General features: G+C 68.6%; 22 protein-coding genes and 2 pseudogenes. 6 read left to right on the forward strand and 18 right to left on the reverse strand.

The window, feature by feature from the left end; translation table 11 throughout:
- Positions 1–43: 43 nt before the first annotated feature.
- The 4 genes from AB0761_RS35375 to AB0761_RS35390 form a co-directional block, all read right to left on the reverse strand.
- Positions 44–967, reverse strand: coding sequence for a glycoside hydrolase family 3 protein (locus tag AB0761_RS35375; RefSeq protein WP_377273360.1), 924 nt, complete (start codon positions 965–967; stop codon positions 44–46).
- Positions 968–1,234: 267 nt separating this feature from the next.
- Entirely contained in the window at positions 1,235–1,957 is a 723-nt protein-coding gene (locus AB0761_RS35380) for an SMI1/KNR4 family protein (protein ID WP_377273361.1), read from the reverse strand.
- 1,041 nt (positions 1,958–2,998) lie between these two features.
- A complete protein-coding gene (locus tag AB0761_RS35385; protein ID WP_377273362.1) occupies positions 2,999–3,502 on the reverse strand; it encodes a hypothetical protein in 504 nt (167 codons plus the stop codon).
- Between the two features lie 109 nt (positions 3,503–3,611).
- Positions 3,612–4,157, reverse strand: a complete 546-nt coding sequence (locus tag AB0761_RS35390; RefSeq protein ID WP_377273363.1) for a GrpB family protein — start codon at positions 4,155–4,157, stop codon at positions 3,612–3,614.
- A gap of 78 nt (positions 4,158–4,235) precedes the next feature.
- On the opposite strand from AB0761_RS35390, the pseudogene AB0761_RS35395 reads away from it, so the two are divergent.
- Positions 4,236–4,604: pseudogene (locus tag AB0761_RS35395) on the forward strand (transposase family protein); the annotation flags it as partial.
- Between the two features lie 70 nt (positions 4,605–4,674).
- Here the strand turns inward: AB0761_RS35395 and AB0761_RS35400 are convergent.
- The 3 genes from AB0761_RS35400 to AB0761_RS35410 all read right to left on the reverse strand — a co-directional run bounded on the left by AB0761_RS35400 (position 4,675) and on the right by AB0761_RS35410 (position 7,197).
- The gene (locus AB0761_RS35400; RefSeq protein ID WP_377273364.1) at positions 4,675–5,025 is read right to left on the reverse strand and encodes a DUF4333 domain-containing protein; all 351 of its coding nucleotides are present in this window, start codon (positions 5,023–5,025) and stop codon (positions 4,675–4,677) included.
- 683 nt (positions 5,026–5,708) lie between these two features.
- The gene (locus AB0761_RS35405; RefSeq protein ID WP_377274494.1) at positions 5,709–6,236 is read right to left on the reverse strand and encodes an organic hydroperoxide resistance protein; all 528 of its coding nucleotides are present in this window, start codon (positions 6,234–6,236) and stop codon (positions 5,709–5,711) included.
- A gap of 175 nt (positions 6,237–6,411) precedes the next feature.
- A complete protein-coding gene (locus AB0761_RS35410; RefSeq protein ID WP_377273365.1) occupies positions 6,412–7,197 on the reverse strand; it encodes a nucleotidyltransferase domain-containing protein in 786 nt (261 codons plus the stop codon).
- 509 nt (positions 7,198–7,706) lie between these two features.
- Here AB0761_RS35410 and AB0761_RS35415 point away from each other — a divergent pair.
- Positions 7,707–10,037, forward strand: a complete 2,331-nt coding sequence (locus AB0761_RS35415; RefSeq protein ID WP_377273366.1) for a beta-glucosidase — start codon at positions 7,707–7,709, stop codon at positions 10,035–10,037.
- 307 nt (positions 10,038–10,344) lie between these two features.
- On the opposite strand, the gene AB0761_RS35420 is transcribed toward AB0761_RS35415, so the two are convergent.
- Positions 10,345–10,731: a DUF4232 domain-containing protein gene (locus AB0761_RS35420; RefSeq protein WP_377273367.1), complete on the reverse strand. Its 387-nt coding sequence runs from the start codon at positions 10,729–10,731 to the stop codon at positions 10,345–10,347.
- Between AB0761_RS35420 and AB0761_RS35425 the strand changes: the two genes are divergently transcribed.
- The 3 genes from AB0761_RS35425 to AB0761_RS35435 all read left to right on the forward strand — a co-directional run bounded on the left by AB0761_RS35425 (position 10,646) and on the right by AB0761_RS35435 (position 12,231).
- A complete protein-coding gene (locus AB0761_RS35425; RefSeq protein ID WP_377274563.1) occupies positions 10,646–11,128 on the forward strand; it encodes a hypothetical protein in 483 nt (160 codons plus the stop codon). The two genes, AB0761_RS35420 and AB0761_RS35425, sit on opposite strands and share 86 nt — an antisense overlap.
- 183 nt (positions 11,129–11,311) lie before the next feature.
- Positions 11,312–11,632 carry a hypothetical protein gene (locus AB0761_RS35430; protein ID WP_377273368.1) on the forward strand — a complete coding sequence of 107 codons (321 nt, stop codon included), beginning with the start codon at positions 11,312–11,314 and terminating at the stop codon, positions 11,630–11,632.
- Between the two features lie 170 nt (positions 11,633–11,802).
- Positions 11,803–12,231 carry a hypothetical protein gene (locus AB0761_RS35435; protein ID WP_377273369.1) on the forward strand — a complete coding sequence of 143 codons (429 nt, stop codon included), beginning with the start codon at positions 11,803–11,805 and terminating at the stop codon, positions 12,229–12,231.
- Between the two features lie 175 nt (positions 12,232–12,406).
- On the opposite strand, the gene AB0761_RS35440 is transcribed toward AB0761_RS35435, so the two are convergent.
- From AB0761_RS35440 to AB0761_RS35485, 10 genes and pseudogenes are all read right to left on the reverse strand, one after another.
- Positions 12,407–12,769, reverse strand: a complete 363-nt coding sequence (locus tag AB0761_RS35440; RefSeq protein ID WP_377273370.1) for a DoxX family protein — start codon at positions 12,767–12,769, stop codon at positions 12,407–12,409.
- 43 nt (positions 12,770–12,812) lie between these two features.
- A complete protein-coding gene (locus tag AB0761_RS35445; protein WP_377273372.1) occupies positions 12,813–13,406 on the reverse strand; it encodes a TetR/AcrR family transcriptional regulator in 594 nt (197 codons plus the stop codon).
- 283 nt (positions 13,407–13,689) lie between these two features.
- Positions 13,690–14,235, reverse strand: coding sequence for a hypothetical protein (locus AB0761_RS35450; RefSeq protein ID WP_377273373.1), 546 nt, complete (start codon positions 14,233–14,235; stop codon positions 13,690–13,692).
- Between the two features lie 363 nt (positions 14,236–14,598).
- Positions 14,599–15,180, reverse strand: coding sequence for a histidine phosphatase family protein (locus tag AB0761_RS35455; RefSeq protein ID WP_377273374.1), 582 nt, complete (start codon positions 15,178–15,180; stop codon positions 14,599–14,601).
- A gap of 129 nt (positions 15,181–15,309) precedes the next feature.
- Positions 15,310–15,746, reverse strand: a pseudogene (locus AB0761_RS35460) (helix-turn-helix domain-containing protein); the annotation flags it as partial.
- Between the two features lie 83 nt (positions 15,747–15,829).
- Complete coding sequence (locus AB0761_RS35465; protein WP_377273375.1) at positions 15,830–16,498, reverse strand: Type 1 glutamine amidotransferase-like domain-containing protein; 669 nt, start codon at positions 16,496–16,498, stop codon at positions 15,830–15,832.
- A 367-nt stretch (positions 16,499–16,865) separates the two neighbouring features.
- A complete protein-coding gene (locus AB0761_RS35470; protein ID WP_377273376.1) occupies positions 16,866–17,699 on the reverse strand; it encodes an SDR family NAD(P)-dependent oxidoreductase in 834 nt (277 codons plus the stop codon).
- A gap of 191 nt (positions 17,700–17,890) precedes the next feature.
- Complete coding sequence (locus AB0761_RS35475) at positions 17,891–18,601, reverse strand: SDR family oxidoreductase (RefSeq protein ID WP_377273378.1); 711 nt, start codon at positions 18,599–18,601, stop codon at positions 17,891–17,893.
- Between the two features lie 6 nt (positions 18,602–18,607).
- Positions 18,608–19,627, reverse strand: a complete 1,020-nt coding sequence (locus tag AB0761_RS35480) for an aldo/keto reductase (RefSeq protein WP_377273379.1) — start codon at positions 19,625–19,627, stop codon at positions 18,608–18,610.
- 48 nt (positions 19,628–19,675) lie between these two features.
- Positions 19,676–20,110, reverse strand: a complete 435-nt coding sequence (locus AB0761_RS35485) for a VOC family protein (RefSeq protein ID WP_377273380.1) — start codon at positions 20,108–20,110, stop codon at positions 19,676–19,678.
- 99 nt (positions 20,111–20,209) lie between these two features.
- On the opposite strand from AB0761_RS35485, the gene AB0761_RS35490 reads away from it, so the two are divergent.
- Positions 20,210–21,091, forward strand: a complete 882-nt coding sequence (locus tag AB0761_RS35490) for a LysR family transcriptional regulator (protein ID WP_377273381.1) — start codon at positions 20,210–20,212, stop codon at positions 21,089–21,091.
- The last annotated feature ends 120 nt before the right edge of the window (positions 21,092–21,211 follow it).

A 21,211-nucleotide genomic window follows, 5' to 3' on the forward strand; every position in this document is an offset into this window, starting at 1 on the left:
CGGCCTGTTCACACATGCGGTAGTTCACGCCGCTACGCGTAGATCATTTCGCTGAGAAAACGTCAGTGAGCAGGTACTTGTTGCTGTGCATCTTGACGCCGTTCCAACTGCTGAACGATGCCATCACCGCACCGACCCCGCGGTCCACGGCTGCCTTGAACGGCGGCAGGTGGATCGCGCGCAACTCGGCTTCGGACAGCTGGGTGTTTCCCTGGTCCATCCCATCGATGGTGCCGCCGTCGCCCATGTAGTGCTTGGCCGTGGCCAGTACGGAGGCCGGGCCGCCGAGGGTCTCCCCCTGCAGTCCGGTGATCTCCGTGGTCATCAGGGAGGGAAGCTCCGGGGTCTCGCCGAACGACTCGTAGGTGCGTCCCCAGCGGACGTTGCGGGCGACGCACACGCATGGGGCGAAGTCCCAGTCGACGCCGGTGCCTGACACCTCCTCGGCCACCGCCCGCCCGATCTGCTGCACCAGCGCCGGGTCGCGGGTGGCGCCCAGGCCGATGTTGTGCGGATAGATGGTTGCGCCCTTGACGTTGTTGTCGCCGTGCACCGCGTCGACGCCGTAGATCATCGGGATGCCGAGCGGAGTCGCCAGCGCCGCTCGCTGGAAGGCGTCGTACATGTCCGCCCAGGACTGCGCGGTGTTGGGACTCGGTGCGGAACCGCCGCCGGAGAGCACCGACCCGATCCGGTACGTGGTCAGATCCGAAGCGGATGGCAGGGCCGTCCGCTCGGCCTGGGTCATCTGGCCGATCTTGTCGTCCAGCGTCATGCGCGACAGCAGGTCGTTGACCCGGGTCGCCACCGGGAGCGACGGATCCTGGTAGGGCAGCACCACCGCCGCGGCGGCCCGTGCGTCGGGCACGGTGCCGAGTCCGGGGACGGCACCAGAGACCGAGCAGACGGCGGCCAGCGCGGCGCCGACGGCGACTGCTGCTCGGCGGAACGGGACTCTGCGTTGCACGGTGGGACCTCCAAGGGGCTCTCCCGGGCGGGGCGGCGCCGGGTGCGGGTGGGGGCGAGGCTCCCATCTGTGGGAGCGCTCCCGCCGGGCCTCAGGGGTCGAGTGCGATGGTCATTCGACTTCTGGGGGAAATCGGCATCACGATGTCGCTCATATGAAGCCAGGCGGCGAAGTCGCCGTCAACCGTGCGGCGGCAGGCCGGCATCCTGGATGTCGGAGCCCTGCGTGAAGGGAAACGCCCCTCGTGTGCCCGGGTCGCTGACGGCTTCAGCAGATCCAGGGGCCGGGGAGGTCACCACGGATGGTTTCGAGGTCGGCAACCGTACGCCCACGTGCATGGATCCAGGACTGGTCCTGGAGGCCGTCTCGGCGTACCAATCGACCGGGAGCCGCATACCAGCGTATTGGCGAGTCGTCCTCGCTCGCCCACATGGGATGGTCAGGCAGGTCGACTCGGGCGTAGCGGGCATGGAGTCCGGGCAGCAGTGCGTCCGGCAACTCGCAGGCGTCGTAGTGACTGTCCGAGGCGAACAGCGACTCGCTCAGTGCGAGTTCCACCCAGGCCAGGGACATCCGATCGAGGAAGGGAATCCAGCCTTGGTGTGATTCCACCACCACTGGTGGGTCGTCGTGCTCAATGTGGGCGAGGGGGATGCCCCAGCAGGCGCAGTCCTGGTTCTCGCGGCGGAAGACCAGGACGCCGTCGAGGGCATCATCAACGTACAGGCCGGTGGGGCGGAGCAGTGGGTCCTGACGCTGGGTCAGGTCGTCCCGGCGGCCGAAGAGCCTGTAACCCTCCCGCAAGGCGGTTGGCAGCTCGAAGCCCAGATCGGCCTCCGCAGCCGCCAGCTCTTCCTCGGCACAGCCGTCCCGGGGCAACACAGGGCTGCCTGTCCATGCGTCGGCGAACCAGCGCACGAAGTGCCAGGCGTCGTGGCGAGTCTGCACTCCGCCTCGCAGCACCGCGGATACGTCAGGGCCGTTCAGCATGTGGACGACGTTACCGCCTCACTCCTGCTCCTCGACCGTGCGTGGATCACAATCGAATTCACGAATGGAGGCACAAGCAGGCTCCTCGCTTTCATCGTTGATTTTTTCGGGCCGATATATGTGACTGCCTCAGAAATTCGGTCAGCCGGTCCCCGAAGCGTGGCTGACGAGGGCCGGGTTGCCGCCTTCATGGGCGAGAGCTACCCTCGATAAAGATTGTGTTCAGGGCTGCGTCCCTGCTGGCCGCACCGACGCATGCAAGGCTCAATGGCCGTGGGCACCCTTAGATGCATAGCTCGGCCGATGTCGCAGTCTCTTCGGTGGGGGCTGGCCGTCGCCATGGCTTGTCAAGCGTGGCGCACACCCCGTGTACGTGCGACGGAAATATCCCCCAGAAGTGTGACTGAGTTCCGCTCGCTCCCAGGAAGTGACACGATGAGAAAACTCTTTGTCCAGGCGATCGCTGTAGCATTTGCGATCTCGGCATTCGTTACTCCCGCCGCTGTAGCCGATGAACCGTCGGGGTCGACCCCAAAAATCAGCCAGCAGCTCTTCCGGGCGCATCCAGCGGCACCTGGCCGGTCTTGGTCTGAGAATCAGAAGCAGACGACGGGCCCGACATTCAAGACATTGGCTGAGTGCAATGCTTACGGGGTCAGGTGGGCGGATCCGAACATGACCTGGTGGTGTGAGCGCAACACTGACGGAACTTACACCTACATATACTTGTTCTAGCCTCGGTTCGGTTGGGCGGACCGAGCTGGGTTGATCTCGGTCGGTGGTGGCTTTCAAGGTGTGGTGCGAGGGGATCTGGCGGACCGGCAGCGAGCTCTGATGGAGCCGACTTTCGCCGGCCCCATCAGAGCATTGTGAACGCCGGGCTGCTGGACCCGCTGCCCCAGGCGATCGCCGATCCAGGGCAGATTGCCCGCCTCGGCATACGCAGGCGTGAGCACCTGGGCGGAAGCCTCTATGCGTACCAACGTGCCGCATTCCCTGCGAGGTCGTTTTCTCTCGATGTTTCATCCTGGAATGAGGTGTTTATAGAGATATAAATGCCCATAGGAACAGGATAAGTGAGACGCCGGGCCCCAGGATTTCGGGAATCCCCAAGTTTGACCCCGATCTCACTTCCTCATCATTGACGTGAGGGCTGCCGATCCGTGCTCCAATACGTTCTGCAAGCGCCAGGCCCGGCTTCCTCTGGAAGGCAGAGGCATCGAAAGCCATCGAGCGCACCTTTAGCTTCCCTGCTGTATCGATTGCCAACCCAGACCTTCCCCTTGTTGCCACTATCCGGGAGTACGGGATGAAGAATTTATTGTATGCGTTGTTGACGCAAACGCCCTCATCGTCAAGCGTGACGTAAGGGCACTGAAAAATCCGCCACAGGACGTACAGAACAAGCGGGACCGGGGCGAGCGCCCCCAGCCTGGACGACCCGTCGCGGCCGGCCAGGTTGATTTGCATATACGCTTCCATGGCGATGATGAGAGTCTGAGCTACTGCAGCCAGAAATACCTTTCTTCGCCGTCTGAGTTTCATGGGAAATCCTGCCGTATCGTGCACCGTCGATGAACTGATGGTCGGTTGGTTGAGCGTTGTCCCGGAACTCCGGTGATCTCGCCTCCAGCTGTGATCCGGGGGGCGAGGTTCAGACGTCACTGGGATCGGGGATCCAGCCGGTGCGCTGGGCCCAGGCGTCAGCGTGTCGGATGATGTCCCATACGAAGGCATCCTTCGCTTGGACGTAGCCGGGCCGGTCGTGGCGGAACTTGGCCGCGCAGTGCCGCTTGGCTGCCGCGTACTCGGTTGCGGCAGACGTGTGGCAGCGGAGGTAGTCGCGAAACAGCAGTGGGAACTGTTGAGAGAAGCTACCCAGCTGCCGCACATGCACGTGTGTTCGGCGCTGCTTTGGAGGTTCCCGGAAGTACCGCTTGGTCCGTTCAGGATTGTCTACCCGGTACACGAAGCCCATGGCTGTCAGCGGGTCAAGGAACGCGTCCGGCGGCTCCAGCGATGCCACTGAGATCTGGATGTCGATCACCGGCTTGGCGGCCAGTCCTGGCACGGAGGTGGACCCGATGTGGTCGATACGAGCTGCAGCATCACCGAGGGCCGCACGTAGGGCCACGCCCCACCTGGCGAACATGGCTGGCCAGGCAGGGTCGTAGGGCACGATCTCGATTGGCTCTCCCACATTGAAGAGTGTCCCACGGGTCGCACCAGCGTGACTGAGGGCGTTGCGCGAGTGGGATGATCTTGTGCTGCGACTGGTGTGATCACGGCGTCGGAGCCGTCCTGGATAGCCCCCTTCACCGGGCCTAGCCCCCGCGCCTTCGGCAAGCTGATCACCATTTTGCGTCGCGAAGGAGCCGACGCTGCCCGTCCGGGCAGGCCCTGGTCGCTTCCCCTGGAGGACCGAGTTCTGCTGGTTGCCGCTTACTGGCGGACCAACCTGACTATGCGTCAGCTCGCCCTGTTGTTTGGTGTCTCCAAATTCGCCGCGGACCGGATCGTCGATCACGTCGGCTCGCTGCTTGCCCTCAAGCAGCGGCAGCGGTTCCGCAAGGGCACCGTGCTCATCGTGGACGGCACCCTGGTGCCCGCGCGCGACCACAGCATCGCCGAGCAGTCAAAGAACTACTGTCGCCGGCAGGGTCCCGGGATGGCCCCGATGTCATGGCCGCGGTCCCGCTCGGCCGCTCTGCCGTTCCTCAGCTCAGTGACAGGCCGCCCTGATCGTCCTTGATCTTCACCTTGATCCAGGCATGGCCGCTGGTGTGGCCGTCGCCGACGCCGTCGACGGTGCACTCGAACTCCCGGCCCGCTTCGACGGGGACGGAAGCGGGGCAGGTGACATCGTCGATGGTCGGGGGCTTGGCGAAGTCTCCGGGTTTGACGTCGTTGAGCACGGCCCGCGCCAGCGCGTCCTGATCCAGAACGCGCTGCGGCTGCACGGCGGGACTCCCGGCCAACAGCATGATGGTGAAAGTGAGCGCACAACAGGCGATCACGGCGAGGGAGAGCGCGATGACGGTACGGGCGAAGCTGCGTTGATCAGTCACGCGGACAGTCCTATCCGGCTGTCCGTGCTTATACAACCCATGTGGTGACATGAAGTCACCCCTCGCTCCCCGCGGAGTGCTCCCGCGCGCCACTGCCTGCGTGGCCGGGGAGGAGATGGGTCTGCTGCACCCTGCGGGGCGAGGAGTGTGGGGTGGGGCGGCGCTTCTTGGCTTGTTTGTTGGCTTCCGGCATCGAAAGGTGTCTCGAACTGGGTCCCTCACCTGAGGGCTCGCCGGTCATGGGGGCTGCCTTCGACTGCTCACGTGCTCCACCAAGGTGTGCGCCGATCAAGACGAAGGCCGTGAGGGTGAGCCTGCTGCCTGATGCTGTTCGGAGGGAAGTGTTCGCGGAAGCGTCACGCGTCCGGGGTGAGTTCTACGAGTGTCCGACCGCCCGACGCGACGAGTTGTCCGCGTTGCTGGACGCCGCGCTGTGTGCGGACGGTGCGGTGAAGTCCCCGGTGACCTGGCGCTGCTGCCAGAGCATCGTCGTGGGCAGGGAGCGATGTACGACGGCTTGAACCAGGCGAGATCGACGCCGATCGGCTGCGGGCGGTGCCGGCCGGGCGTGGGGCGGCCTGTTGGCGCCCGCTGGCGACGGCGGAGCGCCCCGGGTTCCCAGGGGGCCGAGGCGCTCCTTTGGAGTTGCTGGGGGCCCGGCGCCTTCCGCCGGCGCCCGGCTGTCAGATCCAGGTGCCGTCGACCGACAGGGCCACGTCGATGTTGCCGCGCGTGGCGTTGGAGTACGGGCAGATCCGGTGCGCTGTCCTGACCAGCTCCGCCGCCCGGTCGGTGGGGACTGAGGGCAGTGAGACATGCAATTCGACGGAGAGTGCATAGCCGCCACCGTCGTTCGGGACCAGCGAGACCGACGCGTCGATCTTCGCGTCGTCCGCCGTGAGCCCCCCGTGCTGTCCGACCAGCGCGAGTGTCGTGCCGAAGCAGGCGGCGTAACCGATCGCGAAGAGCTGCTCGGGGTTGGCTCCCGCGCCGTCTCCGCCCAGTTCCTCCGGCTGCCGCAGATCCAGCGCGAGCAGTCCGTCGGCCGGGCGCCCGTGACCGTTCCTGCCTCCGGTGAGCGCGGCAACCGGCGACGCCGATGCCCTGCGTCGGCTGAAGGGACTCTTCCGGCTGCCGACCCCGCAGCCCCGGACGGCGGCGGACTGACCTCGCCTCGCGGGCCCGACCGAGCAGTCCGACAGAACGTCGATGACAGGGTCGCCCTACGTGGCCCGCCGCTGCCGACCACCGGCCGTACTGGTGGAACAGGCACCCGCCGTAGCTCGCGGGTGAACAACGCCAGGGATCAAGAGTTGGCGAGGGATCGGTTCTGACCACCAATACACCCTGGCTGAGGGATCCGTCAGGAAGACCCAGGGACCGTCATCAGCCATCCGGGCCGGTCGGTGACGACTCGGGGCTTCCGCCCATGGCCAGAGTGCGCTTGATGCCGCGCCGTACGAAGGCGCGGGCCTGCATCGCCCGGCGGATACGCCGGAGGCGGCCGATCGGCTTGGGGTCTGCGTAACGGCGCTGGTGAATGTCGCGAACGACGTCTGCGGGCGCACCGAGGTCCAACAGTTCCGCTAGGGCCTCGCCCTTCGTGATCAGCCGTCCGTCGCGCAGCGTGACCGTGGCGCGCGCCAGGGCCAGCAGGCCCAGGTCCACCCAGATGTCCCGGAGCCAGAGTTGTGGTTTGCCCGTGGCCGGAAGCCAGAACTCCGCCAGGTCGCGACGGATGAAGTCCTCCAACTGCCCGCGGGTGAGCGGCGGGAGCAGCTCTGTCGGCAACTGACCATGGAGGGTGAGCCCGCCGTCGAGCAACTCCCTGCGGGTCACCGGTGTCACCGGGCGTTCCATGATCACATTGTGCGCCCAGGTGACATGGTGCGTCCCGGCCTCGGATAGCGCCGTTCTGGCCATGTATGAGCAGTGCAACCTGGCCGCGGCCGGCTCCTCGTCCAGCAGCCGTTGGTGCATGATCGTCAGCCTGTCCCGCTGCTCGCCGTCCAGAGGGCTTTCGACTATCGCGATGAGATCGAGGTCGCTGCGTCCCGGCTGGAAGTCGCCCAGCGCAAGCGAACCATGCGCCCAGACGGCAACCGTCGGCACGGCCACCTGCACCTCGGAGACGAACCGCTTGAGTACGAGCTCCGTTTCAGTCGCTGCCATGGTCGGGATCGTCGCACACGGCCATGGGCCGCGCCGCAGGATCCGCGTGGTCACGATGCACGGCTGGGTGCCAGCGGCCGTGCTCGTGGCGATCACTGTGAGCGAAGATTCGACTGCGGCGCGCGCTGCTGATCGTCCGTCGTGGCGCTGTCGCGTACAGGTGGCGGGCTCTCGGTTCCCGCCCAGCACGGGGCGATGCCGTAGTGCTGTGGGTGGGCCCGGGCGGTGGCGGTGACTGTCCGAAGCGGCGACCCGTCAGGTTGCATCCCGGGCCGCCGTCGACCGCGGTGGTGACCGGAGGTGGAGGTCTCTCCCCAGGGGCCTCCGATGGCTCGCCCGGGCAGTGGATCGTCCGGCCGGCGCTTGACGGGGAGGCCCTGAACTGGCCAGTCTCATCTCTGAGCCGGATATGTAAGGTCCGGCAACAAATTCCGACCCCCGGACCGCACCCCCACTGGAACCCACGATTCCCCCATCCGCACCCCCTGTGGATGTCGGGCAGGAGCCGCATGCACCCCTGGAACGATGCCAGTCGCCCCGCACACGAGCGGGTCAGCGCCCTGATGGCCGAGATGACCCTGCGGGAGAAGATCGCCCAGCTGGGCAGCTACTGGCCCAAGGCCAATGTCGGCAACGGTGCAGCGCGGGTGGCACCGATCGAGGAGGCCCTGGTCGCCCGCGCCGGAGAGGCCGAGGCCATGGCCCACGGCATCGGCCACCTCACTCGCCCGTACGGCACCAGGCCGCTCACGGCAGCGGACGGCCGGGCAGAACTGGTGCGCCGCCAGCGATACCTGGTCGAGGAGACCCGGCTCGGCATCCCCGCGATCGCTCACGACGAGTGTCTGACCGGCTTCGCCGCCTACGGTGCGACCGTCTACCCCACGCCCCTCGCCTGGGCGGCCACCTTCGACACCGGGCTGATCGAGCGGATGGGGGCGGCGATCGGCCGGGACATGACGTCCGTCGGCGTTCACCAGGGCCTGGCCCCCGTGCTCGACGTGGTCAGGGACTACCGCTGGGGGCGGGTCGAGGAGACCATCGGCGAGGACCCCCAGCTCGTGGGGGCGATCGGTACCGCCTATGTGCGCGGCCTCCAGTCCCAGGGCGTCATCGCGACGCTCAAGCACTTCGCCGGCCACGCCGCCTCCCGCGGCGCGCGCAACCATGCGCCCGTGTCCATCGGAGCCCGCGAGATGGCCGACGTCATCCTCCCGCCCTTCGAGCGGGCCATCCGCGAGGGCGGCGCCGGATCGGTGATGAACACCTACACCGACCAGGACGGCGTACCCGCCGCCGCAGATCCCCGGCTGCTGACCGATCTGCTCCGGGAGGAATGGGGCTTCGAGGGCTCAGTCGTCTCGGACTACGGATCGGTCGCATTTCTGCGCACCATGCACCGCGTCGCCGCGTCCGACGGCGACGCCGCACGACTTGCCCTCGACGCGGGCATGGACGTCGAACTGCCCAACACCCGCTGCTACGGAGACGAACTGCACGAGCAGGTCGAATCCGGCCGGGTGCCCGAGGAGACCGTCGACCGAGCCGTACGCCGGGTGCTGCTGCAGAAGGTCCAGCTCGGACTGCTCGACGCGCACTGGACTCCGCAGGCCGACGCGCACGAGGGCACCCCCGTCGACCTCGACTCGGAGACCAACCGCGCGCTCGCCCGCGAGGTCGGCGCCCGCTCGGTGGTCCTGCTCGCCAACAGCCGTGCCGTGCTGCCGCTCGACACCGCGGCCACCCACCGCATCGCCCTGATCGGCCCCTGCGCCGACGACCCGCAGACGTTCCTCGGATGCTACTCCTTCCCCAACCATGTGATGCCCAAGTACCCGGGCCACGACCTGGGGCTGGACATTCCCTCGCTGCGAGACGCCCTGGTCGCGGAACTCCCGCAGTCGGACATCTCCTATGAACAGGGCAGCCCGGTCACGGGCGGCGACGGCTCCGGCATCCCGGCCGCGGTTGCCGCCGCCGAAGCGGCGGAACTCGCCCTGGTCGTCGTGGGCGACCGGTCCGGGATGTTCGGCAACGGCACCTCCGGCGAGGGATGCGATGTGGCCGACCTGCAACTGCCCGGAGACCAGCACACGTTGGTACAGGCGGTGCTCGACTCCGGCACACCGACGGTCCTGCTCGTCGTCTCCGGCCGCCCCTATGCGCTCGGCGACTACGCCGACCGCTGCGCCGCCGTGGTGCAGTCCTTCATGCCCGGGCAGGAGGGCGGCGCGGCCCTCGCCGGAGTCCTGACCGGGCGCACCGAGCCCTGCGGCAGGCTCCCGGTCCAGATCCCGACGACGCCCGGCGGCCAGCCCGGCACCTACCTGAACCCACCGCTCGGCCGGTTCAGCGAGGGCATCAGCGTGCTGGACAACCGCCCGCTGTTCGCCTTCGGCCACGGACTGTCCTACACCTCGTTCGTCTGGGAGGACCTCGCCCTGAGCACGCAGCAGGTCACCACGGACGGAGAGTTCGAGATCTCCTGCCTGGTGCGCAACACCGGTGACCGGCCGGGCCGGGAGACCGTCCAGCTGTACTTCGACGACCCGGTGGCCCAGGTCGCCCGTCCCGTACAGCAGTTGGCCGACTTCGCCGGGGTGCGGCTCGACCCAGGCCAGGAGCGGCGTGTCGCCTTCCGGCTGCACGCGGACCGGTTCGCCTACACGGGTCTCGACGGCGACCGCATCGTCGAACCGGGAGAGATCCGGCTGATGCTCGGCGCCTCCAGCGCCGACATCCGGCTGGCCGCCGAGATCGAACTCACCGGCCCCGAAAGGCGCCTGGACAGCGTCGGCCGCAGGCTGGCCGCCGCCGCACGGCGACCCGCACAGGGGTAGTCCCACTGCCCCTCGGCGTCCCGCAGGAGTGAAGGCCACGGCGGCAGGGGAGGGCAGCAATCGCTCGCGATCGCCGAGCTCGCGGCCCGGTGGGCGATCAGCCCCGCGACCGCCACCGGCGCTCGCGGGTTCTGCTCGGCACCACCCCGCTGCCTGGTCAGAGAGGGGAACGCGGTCCGGCCACACTGAATGATGGTCTTGATCCGCGGGTGGAACCGAAGGCCGTGTAGCGGCGTCGGCTCCTCCCGCGGAGAGCCTGGATGTGCTGGATATCGCCTGGGCCGGCCGTTCCGGTCGGCGCCCTGGTTCAGCCGATCGGGCCGACGTACGTGCCCGGGTGTGTGGCCCCGTCCTGCAGCAGCACCGGCCCCCACGGCCAGGTCAGCGTCACGCTGGTGGTCTCGTTCGGCGGGGTCACGGTCACCGTCTTCGGGGTCCACTTTCCCTTGGGTTCCGGCAGGAACGTGATCGAGAAGTCGGTCGTGTCCCTGGGCTGGAGCGTGATCGCCTGGTAGCTCGCCGCCTTCCTGGTCAGCGACCAGGTGACGCTTCCGCCTGTGAGGTCGACCCCGGGGAATCCCCCGACCGCGCAGGCGTGCCCGCTGGTGTTGCGCACCGCGATCCCCGTCGTCTGCTGCTGGTCCGACGTGATGTCGGGCGCCGCGTCCCCTCCCGTCTCGAACGAGATCGCCAAATCGGTCGTGTGGCATCGCGCCGTGCCTGCGGGGGCGGACGAGGATGACGCGTTCGGCAACGCGCTCTTCCCCTTGGCCGTGGTGCCAGCGTCGACACTGCCGGTGGTCCCGGCCGATGAGCCCGACGAGCTGGATGCGGGCGAGTCGGATGCCGGCGATGCCGGGGCGGAGGACGCCGAGTCGGATGCCGGCGATGCCGGGGCGGAGGACGCCGAGTCGGCGGACGACCCGCAGGCGCTCAGTAGGAGGGCGGACGCGGCGACGGTGACGGCGGCGAGGACGGTGGAGCGTCGGCGGCTGGACAGCATGGTGAAATTCCCCCCAGGTAGCGGTCTGTTGCGTGGTGATCTCTGCGGTACACCCCCATCCTGTCGGCCCAGTTTCACCATTCGGTGACAGAAGTACCGTGTCTGCGCGACAAGATCGCGGCGCCTTGAGCCGGGCTACCGGGCTCCTTGGTGGGCGCGCCGCCTCGCGCGCCACTGCGCAGGCCCCGCAGACCAGTGAGCCATGACCGGCTTAGACTGCCGGTAGCCGCTGGTTCTGGGCCGGCCGCCAACTCTGGACGTTGGAGGGCCCATGTCCTGCCCCATGATCGCCAATGCCGACGTGGTTCGTGTGACCCGCGTCGACGCCTGCGGCCGCCCGGTGTGCGGCCCGGAGAACAGCTTCGTCACCGAGTGCTTCGCCTCCCTGCAGATGGAGGCGAACGTCGACGACGGCGGCGACATCGAGTTCAAGGCCGCGAACGGGAAGATCTGCGGCAGCAAGAAGGCCTGCCCCAGCTTCAAGGGCTTCAACCTGACGCTGAACGTCTACCAGGCGTCACGGCAGCGGATCGGATGGGGGCGCCGCCGTTGGCAGCGGCAGCCATTCTCGGCCGGGGCCGGGGCACCGTAGGGCCCCGGACCGGGCCCCAGCGTAGAGGCTGCCTCGCCCATGGTCGTAGCGTTGCCGGCGGAGTCGGCCCGTCGGCCGGTGTCCCAGGCGTCGGCCCGGTCCACCCTCCGGCAGCCGTCCTCGGGCAAACCGGCAGCCGTCCTCGGGCAAAGCAGAGAGACAGGACATCGATGAACGCCACATCGGCCGCGATCGCGGGCGCGGTCACCTTCGTCTGGCTCGGAATGGTGCTGGCGATCTCCTTCCTGGAGGCGCCGCTGAAATTCCGCGCCCCCGGGGTGACCATCCCCATCGGCCTGGGCATCGGCCGTCTGGTCTTCCGGGCACTCAACCTCGTCGAGCTTGCTTTGGCAGCAGCTGTCATCGTGGCGGTGGCGGTCGGAGGTCCTCCGGTGGCCGTCGTGGTGCTCACCGCCGTGGTGGCCGCGCTGCTCGCCGTGCAGTTGGGGGCGGTCCGGCCCCGGTTGAACCGCAGGTCGGACCGGGTCCTGGCCGGGGAGGACCTGCCCCGCTCGCGCGGGCACCTGTACTACGTGGCTCTGGAGACCGCCAAGGTCGTCGCCCTGATGGCGCTGGGGGTCAGCCTGCTGGCGCAGTAGGTCCGACGGAGGGCTCAGCTGGTGCAGCACCGTCCCGACGTGCGAGTGCGGCGGTGCAGATCCATCTGACGGCTGCTGCTGCGTATGCCGCCTGACGGCAGTGCACTCGTCGGCGTGATGCGGTCCGCGCCCGAGGCACCCGACCCGCCGGCATGCGCCGGGACCAGGGACAGCCTCAGAAGCGGCCGACTGCCACAAAGACGCAGATGATCAGCAGGACAAGGTTGACGCCGAAGACCTGCTTGTACTCACGCAGGCTCCAGTGCGAGGCGGCCGCGCCGATCATGACCGCGATGAGGCCCACGGCTGCGAGCGGGGTCAGTACCGCGGCGATACCCGTGAGTTGCGGAAGGACCAGCCCGATGGCCGCCAGCGCCTCCAACGCGGCGACGGCCCGGATCACAGGGAGCGGGAACGGGGCGACGCCGGTCTGTCCCGTTGCGATCATCCTCTCCTTCGTCTGCGTTCCCTTCATGGTCCCTGAGGCCAGGAAGACGGCGGCGAGCAGGCCTTGCGCGATCCACAGTGCAATGGACATGGAGTTGCTCCGTTCTGTCCGTGTCGATCGGGGATGGGGTCGTTCAGGAGCCGCTGCGGTACACCAGCTGTTCGGCGAGGTCCACGAATGCGTCCACGAAGCGGTCCTCGTCGAGGCCGCTCGGGTGGGTGCCGAACACGTCCTGCAGAAGCCAGAAGTGCGAGAGAGAACCGACGAGTGCGACCGCGAGGGCGTCCCAGTCCCGGTCCTGTGCGTCGCTCTGAGTGCGGAGCCACTGTGCGACCGCCGAGTGGATGCGGTGCATCTCGCCCTCACGCACGTCCTGCAGCAATGCGGGGAACGCCGCCAGGTCGCGTACCACGATCCGGTTGAGGTCGCGTTCCTGGCCGAGTCGGCGGAGCCCGGCCCGGGCGAGCAGGGCCAGGCGTTGACGTGGCGTGAGCGCCGCCGCTCCTGCGGTGTCGCTCAGGGTGGCGAGCAGGCCGGCGTTCTCGGCGATCTTCGACCGGACTCCCTCCGCCAGGAGTTCCTCCTTGGAACGGAAGTGCCGGTACAGGGCCCCCGAACCCGGTGAGAGTCCGGCGGCCCGTTCGATCTCGGCGATTGTGGTCTTGGTGTAGCCCTGCTCGCCGAAGAGCCGCATGGCCTCCGCCACGATGCGTGCCCGACTGTCCATCAGCCACCTCGGTAAGTAAGCAGTTACTTGCACTGTAGCGGACCGCTGCGCGGAGAGGAATCGGAAATCCGGATGCGGTCGGACGCATCGGCAGGGCTGCGCGGCGCGATGACGGTTGTTCGCCGCGACCTGGGCCGGCGGGCACTGGTCATGGTGGCTCGACCTCGCCCCCGCCTGCTGGGGGAGCACCACGGGCGCGACCAGGACCCGCGCGGCCACCAGGCAAGCAGACTGCCGGATGCGCGCTACGCGATGGGGATCACCCGTACACCTGCCGCAGTGTTCAACCCCCGCACGGGCCGTCGGTGACGGCACCGGGGCTGTCCGCGGTGTCCGGGATGACGGCGCAGACCTGTTTGCCGCTCTCCGGGTCGGTCACGGTCACCTGACCGCTCGTGGAGAAGGAGTCCGCCTTCTTCACCTGGTACACGCCCTTGGAGGAGTCCAGCCAGGCGCCGCGCGGCGAGGTGCTGCACGCCGGTGGGGAGTAGGTGGCCTCGCCGCCGCCGGGGAGCAGTCCGCTGGGGTAGACGATGGTGGGTTGCGGGGCGGCGGTGGCGCAGTTCCGGGCCGAGTCCAGTGCGTCGTCGATGATCTGACGACCGGCCGTGTGAAGCCCGTCGACCGTATCCCGGTCCTCGGAGTGACGGACCAGCAGCCCGGTCCCGCCCACAAGGCACATGGTGAGGCCGACCCCGAACAGCCAACCCGTCAGACGTCCCGCACCGCGGTCCCCCCGCGTCAGCGCCGCCGCCGTGACGGCCACGACGACCACCACACCGCCGACCCCGAGCAGTGCCACGGCGGGACCGGTCGAGACGGGTCCCACGTACTGCCCTTCAGGCGGCAGCCATTGGGCGACCATCATGCGCACCCCCCGGTTCGATCGGCCAGCGGCCAGCGTAGCCAGTCGGGCGCGGCCGGACGGCGGGGCCTCCTGACTTGCAGGAGGGTTGGTCATGCACGGCCGCCGGAACGTGCTGCGTCCGACTGCGGAGCCACCTTCCACGGGCGCGGCGCCCCTCTGGCCGCACCAAGGGCGCCAGGCGTGTCGCGTCCGTCGACGTGACCGGACTCCCGGTAGGCGCCGGGTTCGTGCCGGGTATGTGCCACCGCGGTGTGAGCGCTGCCGGCCTGGTGCCTCGCGCGAGCTGTGGCTTGAGCGGGCGCTTGCCGATCGCCGTGCCCGCGGCTACAGCTGTGACCGGCAAGGTTCGCCGGGTCGGCTGCCCCAGTCAGAGGGCAGCGTGTAGGACCAGCCCGGTTGCCAGGTGAACGGGGCTGCGAGCAGGTCTTGGAGGGAAGCCCCGGCGAGCAGACAGTCCAGCGCCCACTGGTTGGCCGTGTGACCGATCAGCAGGATTCGCCTGCCGTCCCAGTGGCGCGCCAGGTACTGGAGGAAGGCGTCGGTGGCGGCCAGAACCTGTCGGTAGCTCTGGCCGCCGGGAAAGGGGACATCGATGTGCCGGGTGCGGCGGACGGCTACGAGTGGGGATGGCTGCCCATTGAGCCGGCCGTAGTTGCACTCGCGCAGACGGGTGTCCTGGTGAATCGGAGGTCGACCGTCGGGGAAGGCGATTTGGGCGGTCTCGACGGAGCGATAGAGGTCGGAGCTGAATACGGCTGCGATGTCCTGGCCGCCGCGCCGCTCGCCGAGTTCTCGGGCTTCGTCGCGTCCCTGCGCGGAGAGGTGGCCCGGAAGCCAGCCGGTGGAGATGCCGGCCTCGTTGTCTGTGGTGGTGGCGTGAGTCTCGTAGATGATGTCCACTGCCATGTCAGGACTCCTGGGGCGCGGGTCTGCAGGATGAGAGGGTCATGCCGCGCCGGTGACGAGAGGTCGTCCGCCCCAGCGGATTCCCTTCTCACTGTGGACTCCTTTCAGGTCTGGGTCCGCTGGAAGGTGACGCCGGGCGAGCAGGCAGCGCAGGGCCTCGCGGCCGATGCGGATCACCCGGCCGTGCACCTTGCGCAGGTCGGCGGCGAGTGTGCGGATGGACCAGTGGGTGAAGTGCCGGCTGTGCTTGGCCGGTCGGATGGTGGCTGTCTGGACGACCAAGTCCTCGTCGTCAGGACTGAGCAGGCGGGGACGGCCCCCCGCCCAGCGAGGGTCCCGGCAGGCCAGGCCGATCTCGTCGAACCGGTGGATCACATCGCGGACGCTGTCCTCGTCAGCCTGCACCAGTTGGGCGATCACCGGGACGCGGTTCCCGCCGACCGTGAGGCCGGCAGCCTCATCGCGCGCCGGTAGCGTACCGAACAGGTGCTGCTCCGACGCACGATCTGCCGCAGCTTCTGCCCTTCCTGGTCGGTCGGTCTGCGCACACCGACAGGCTCGGCCACCACACCTCCAGCGATCGGATCAGGCATCCCCACCCATCCCACCGCTCCGACCACCAACCCGGCGAACCACCCCGGTCAGAGCACTACGAGGAGAACAGCTTCCAGTGCCCCTCGGAGACGACCTCGACTGTGCCGTCGGTCACCTTGAAGGCGGTGTCGTCGTCGATCGCGTACGCCGGGTTCCGGAGATCGGCCGCCCACCTCTCCGCATCGGCCATGGTGTTGTTCGGCAGATCCGGGTGGTCCAGGTGCGGGAAGATCGAGAAGTCGACGACCCCCAGTGCGCTGTCGTTCCCGGTGGGCGGCTTCCACCCGACGAAGTAATCCCCGATACGGGGGGTCATCACCATGCTCCCGCCGCTCAGCCCCACCCAGACCTTCTCGCGCAGCGACGGCAGGAGGTCCGCCAGCCCGGACTCCCGCATCCAGTGGCTCAGGTAGAGGGCGTCTCCGCCGTTCACCAGCAGTACGTCGGCCTCCTGGACCCAGGGGACCCAGCGCTCCTCACCGATGCTGGGCAGCGCCGTGAGCTCCAGCACGCCCAGGGACTTCCAACCCAGCTCGCACATGGGTGTACTGGATTGCCCGGTGATGAAACGCCATGTCCCGGCAGGGGTGCCCATCGGGTGCCCGTACAGCGCAGTGGGGATGCAGAGGGCGTTGCAGTCGGCGATCGGTTTGCCCAGGAGGTCGACCAGCGCGTGATGGATGCTCGGGTTCTTGATGCCTGCGGACGTAAGAAGAAGCCTCATGCTGCCTCCTGGGGTCATGGGCGGCGGCGGGGCCGGGCTGCCCGCGACGGCCGCTGCCCGGGGTCGTCGCTCGCTCCTGACCCAGTGTGACGCAGGTGGCACCGAGCGCGCGGCATCGCACGCAAATCGGTGGATGAGCACGCGTCCGCCTGAATGCGGGCCACGCTCCGTGAGGGCGTCTGCCCTGGCAGGCATGCTCGGACGTGACTCCCCGCATTGAAGAGTGATGTGTGATCAGGCGTAGACCACCGGGCGTTCGAGCATCACGCCGGGGCCGGGTTGATGGGCCCAGCCTTCGGCCCGGTGGCTGTCGGACCCGGTGGTGCGAGCGTTCTGCGCTCGGTCCACCGGGTCCGACGCTCCACCGTCAGACGATGCCGGAGTGGCCGACCAGATCCAGGCTGCGCTTCCACAGTTCGGCGCGGGCCGCGGGGTCGTAGGCCTGGGCGTTCGCGGTGGTCTCCGTCAGCTTGTCGAAGAACCGGCCCGTCGTGGTGGCGAGCGCCGGGTCGGTGACCAGCCGGTGGGTGGCGGCGACGCCGTCCTCGAGACTGTCGATGTGGTATCCGGCCTCGCTCAGCACCGGTTTGGTCGGCATGAAGGTTGCCGGGTGCAGGCTGTTGACGGTGACCTCGGCGGCGGGAATGCGGTCGGCCAGTTCGAGGCCGGAGGCGATCTGGGCGAGCTTGCTCTGGCGGTATGCACGGGGGCCGCTGTAGTCGTGGTCCAGCATGATGTTGTCGAAGTCGATCGCCTCCTGCCCGATGGAGGCGACATTGACGATGCGTGCCGGGGCTGACGCGCGCAGCAGCGGGCAGAGTTCCAGCGTGAGCAGGAATCCGGCGAGGTAGTTGACGGCGAACCGCAGTTCATGGCCGTCGGTACTGGTACGGCGGTCCCTGCCGTCGGGTTCGCCGATGCCCACCCCGGCGTTGTTGACCAGTACGTCCAGCCGGTCGGTGGTGGCGCGTACCTCGGCTGCCAGGGCCCGGACCTGCGCGAGTTCGGCCAGGTCGGCGCGGAAGGTGCGGGGCCGGGCCACGCCGTGGGTGTCGCGGATGTCGTCGGCGGTTCGGTCGAGCCTGTCCTGGTCGCGGCCGTGGAGCAGCAGGGTGGCACCCTCGGCGGCGAGCCGGTGGGCAAGGGCACGGCCGTGGCCGTCGGTGGCGCCGGTGACGAGGATCGTCGGTGGGCGGGTCATGGGCGCTCCCTGGCGTGGCGTGGCGGGTCGGCGGCTGGCAAGCAACTGATACCAGACCGTACCGAAGGCGCGTTCGACGGGAGGAGTTTGTTGCGAGAGTGAGAGGAGGCTTTCCTTGCCTACTCCCTCAGTCCTTGCCGCACTCGGATGGATCGTCCGCTCCGCTTGGGCCGGCAGATCGCGTGCGGGGTTCACCAGGGCAGCGGGCGCGTGTCGCGGAAGAAGCCGCCGGTGGGGCCGTCGTCGGGCAGCGTTGCCGCCCAGACGATCCCTGCCGCGCCCTCGGGGACCGGACGTCCGCCGGGGCCGCCCATGTCGGTTGCCACCCAGCCCGGACAGACGGCGTTGACCAGGATGCCGTCGGCGCGCAGTTCTGCGGCAAGCATACGGGTGAGGGCGTTCAGGCCGGTCTTGGAGAGCGTGTAGGCAGGAGTTCCGCCGCCCATGCCGGTGAGGGAGGCTGCTTCACTGCTGACATTGACGATCCGAGCGTGCCGGCTCGCACGCAGCAGTTCGAGGAGCGCTTGCACGGTGCGCCAGGGCCCGTACACGTTGGTGTCCATGGCCGCCCCGACCACACCGAGATCGGCGGTGCCGGCGCGCTGCCAGGTGTCATAGGTGATGGCGGCGTTGTTCACCAGGACGTCCAGGCGGCCGAACCGCCGCTCGACCTCTCGGGCTGCCCGGCCGATGCACTCGGCGTCGGTGACGTCCAGGGTGAGCGGCTGTACATCCAGGCCGTCGGCGGCCAGTTCCCTGGCCCGGGACCGGGCGGAGGCCGGGTCCCGGGAGGTGAGGAGAACGGTGTGGCCGAGCCGGCCGAGTTGTCGGCACACCTCCAGCCCGATGCCCCGGTTCGCGCCGGTGACCAGGCAGATGCGGCCGCGTGGGGAGGTGGACACGCCGTGTCACGCCCTTCCGTCAAGCCTCGCGTGCGCCTCGCCGAAGACCCAGGGGCTGGTCCCGGCGATGAAGTCGGTGGGGAAGCCCGCGGTGAACTCCACAGCCGCATCGAGGCGTTCGACGGCTTCCTGGGGCAGGGTGACATCGATGGCGCCGAGGTTGTCCTTGAGCTGCTCCGCGCTCCTCGCCCCGAGGATCGGATGGACGGCGCGGGACCGACAGCGTGTCCAAGCGATCGCCACCTGGGACGCGGTTGCCCCCAGGCCGTCGGCGATCTCCTGAACGGCACGCGCCGCGGCGTGGTCACGTTCGCCGAGGGACTCGGGGGTGACGCGCGTGCCGCCCAGCGGGCCGCCGGGCCTGGTGAACTTACCCGACAGGACACCGCTGGCCAGTGGCCCCCAGGTGGCCACACTCATCCCCAACGACTCCGCCATGGGCAGCAGCTCGCGTTCGATGTCTCGGTTGAGCAGGTTGTACGGCACCTGCAGCCCCGCGAAGGGCGTCCAACCTCGCCACTCGGCCAGGGTGTTGGCGCGGGAGACGACCCAGGCCGGAGTGTCGGAGACGCCCACGTAGAGGATCTTCCCGGCGCGCACGGCGTCGTCCAGGGCCCGCATGGTCTCTTCCATCGGGGTGTGCCGGTCCCACAGGTGGACCCAGTACAGGTCGATGTAGTCGGTGCGCAGCCGCCGCAGGCTCGTCTCCAACGACAGGGTGAGGTTCTTGCGGTGGTTGCCTGCGGCGTTGGGGTCGCTTCCGTCGCGGGAAACGGTGTACTTGGTGGCCAGGACGAAGCGGTCGCGACGGCCTTCGAGCAGTTCGCCCAGGATGGTCTCGCTTGCACCGCCCCGGTAGTTGATCGCCGTGTCGACGACGTTGCCTCCGGCATCGGCGTAGGCGTCGAGCATGCGGCGACACTCCTCGGGCGGGGCGCCCACCCCGCCTTGTTCGCCGAAGGTCATGGCCCCCAGAAACAGTTCGGAGACGCGAAGCCCGGTCTGGCCCAGCAATCGGTAACGCACAGGTGGTCCTCTTCCTCGCCGTGTTCGTCGTGCAGTGGATGGGTGTGGTCAGGCTCCGAACACCTTCGCGGCCTCGCGGGCGACTTCCTCCGGCGGCACGTCGCGCAGGTGCTGGGACAGCCCCCAGCGGTGCCCGAACGGGTCGATGATCTGTCCGTGCCGCTCGCCCCAGAAGGTGTCCTGAACGGGGTGGAACACCTCGGCGCCCGCGTCCAGTGCCCGCTTCCACAGTGCGTCCACGTCGTCGGTCGCGATCTGCAGCGCCCCGTAGGTGCCGCCCAGGGTCAGCGGTGAGACGATGCCCTGCTCAGGGAACTCGTCGGCGATCATCACGGTCGAGTCCCCGAAGGCGAGCTCGATGGTCAGGACCCTGCCGCCCGGCAAGGGGATGCGGCTGCGCTCCTGCGCGCCCAGTGCCTGCGCGTACCATTCCGCGGCGCGGGTGACATCGCGGACGACCAGGTGTGGGGTGAGGGTGGTCATGAGGTCCCTTTCGTCGAACTGACGCCGCGTCGGCGATGGGTCCGATCGTCGGGCGGGGAACACCCCTCTGTCCAAGTTCCCCTGTGATAACCAAGAGCTATGGACGCCCACCTGCGAGATCTGCGGTACTTCGTCGTGACCGCGGAGGAGCTGAACTTCACACGAGCCGCCGAACGCCTCTTCGTCTCCCAGCCGGCCCTGAGCAAGCAGATACGCCATCTCGAAGACGGGCTGCGAGCCCGCCTGTTCGACCGGGACCGCCGCACTGTCGCCCTCACCACCGCGGGTCGCGCGCTCCTTCCGGCGGCTCGGGAGCTGATCCGCGGCTGGGACGAGGCCCAGCGCGCCGTCGGCGACGCGACCGCGGCCGAAGCGGCCACCTTGACCGTGGGCTTGTCGACGAGCATCGGGCGGGGACTCCTGCAAGGGGCGCGGGCACGATTCGGCGAACGTCGCCCCACCTGGCGCCTGCAGATGCGGCAGATCAACTGGGACGATGCCACAGCAGGACTCGCGGACGGCCATGTGGACATGGCACTGGTCTGGCTGCCGCTGCCGAACCAGGACGCCTTCGCGCTCCGCGTCGTCGCGACCGAGCCTCGATATGTGGCACTGCGGGACGACCACCCGCTCGCACAACGCGATGACGTCGCGTTCCAGGACCTGCTCGACGAACCCTTTCTCGCGCTGCCGCCCAGTGCCGGACCACTCCGTGACTACTGGCTCGCCCTGGACCATCGTGCGGGACACCCCGTCCGGATCGGCAGCACGGTGTCCAACGCTGATGAGACCTTCGCCGCCATCGAGGAGGGCAGTGGCATCGTCCTGCTCGCCGAGGGCAACGCGAAGATCTACCAGCGACCGGGCATCACTTCCCTGCCTGTCACGGGGGTCTCGCCCAGTGAACTCGCCGTCGCCTGGCGCGCGGACGACCACCGCATCGCGATCCGCGACTTTGTCGAGGCTCTCTGCACACCGTGAGCCCGATGACTGCCGACGGCTCAGTGACGACTGCCACCGGGCGGCCTGCCCTTCGTGTGCGCCCGTCAGCCCTGCCTGCTGTAGAGGTGGAGCGTGATCGGTGCGCGCAGGAGGGTGATG

Origin of the sequence: Peterkaempfera podocarpi (genome assembly GCF_042466665.1) — a bacterium.
GTDB lineage: Bacteria > Actinomycetota > Actinomycetes > Streptomycetales > Streptomycetaceae > Peterkaempfera > Peterkaempfera podocarpi.

Coding starts and splice junctions, on each gene's coding strand:
- AB0761_RS35380 (WP_377273361.1), bottom strand. CDS start 1,957: ATGCTGAACGGCCCTGACGTATCCGCGGTGCTGCGAGGCGGAGTGCAG.
- AB0761_RS35385 (WP_377273362.1), bottom strand. CDS start 3,502: ATGAAACTCAGACGGCGAAGAAAGGTATTTCTGGCTGCAGTAGCTCAG.
- AB0761_RS35410 (WP_377273365.1), bottom strand. CDS start 7,197: ATGGCAGCGACTGAAACGGAGCTCGTACTCAAGCGGTTCGTCTCCGAG.
- AB0761_RS35415 (WP_377273366.1), top strand. CDS start 7,707: ATGCACCCCTGGAACGATGCCAGTCGCCCCGCACACGAGCGGGTCAGC.
- AB0761_RS35430 (WP_377273368.1), top strand. CDS start 11,312: ATGTCCTGCCCCATGATCGCCAATGCCGACGTGGTTCGTGTGACCCGC.
- AB0761_RS35435 (WP_377273369.1), top strand. CDS start 11,803: ATGAACGCCACATCGGCCGCGATCGCGGGCGCGGTCACCTTCGTCTGG.
- AB0761_RS35440 (WP_377273370.1), bottom strand. CDS start 12,769: ATGTCCATTGCACTGTGGATCGCGCAAGGCCTGCTCGCCGCCGTCTTC.
- AB0761_RS35445 (WP_377273372.1), bottom strand. CDS start 13,406: ATGGACAGTCGGGCACGCATCGTGGCGGAGGCCATGCGGCTCTTCGGC.
- AB0761_RS35455 (WP_377273374.1), bottom strand. CDS start 15,180: ATGGCAGTGGACATCATCTACGAGACTCACGCCACCACCACAGACAAC.
- AB0761_RS35465 (WP_377273375.1), bottom strand. CDS start 16,498: ATGAGGCTTCTTCTTACGTCCGCAGGCATCAAGAACCCGAGCATCCAT.
- AB0761_RS35470 (WP_377273376.1), bottom strand. CDS start 17,699: ATGACCCGCCCACCGACGATCCTCGTCACCGGCGCCACCGACGGCCAC.
- AB0761_RS35485 (WP_377273380.1), bottom strand. CDS start 20,110: ATGACCACCCTCACCCCACACCTGGTCGTCCGCGATGTCACCCGCGCC.
- AB0761_RS35490 (WP_377273381.1), top strand. CDS start 20,210: ATGGACGCCCACCTGCGAGATCTGCGGTACTTCGTCGTGACCGCGGAG.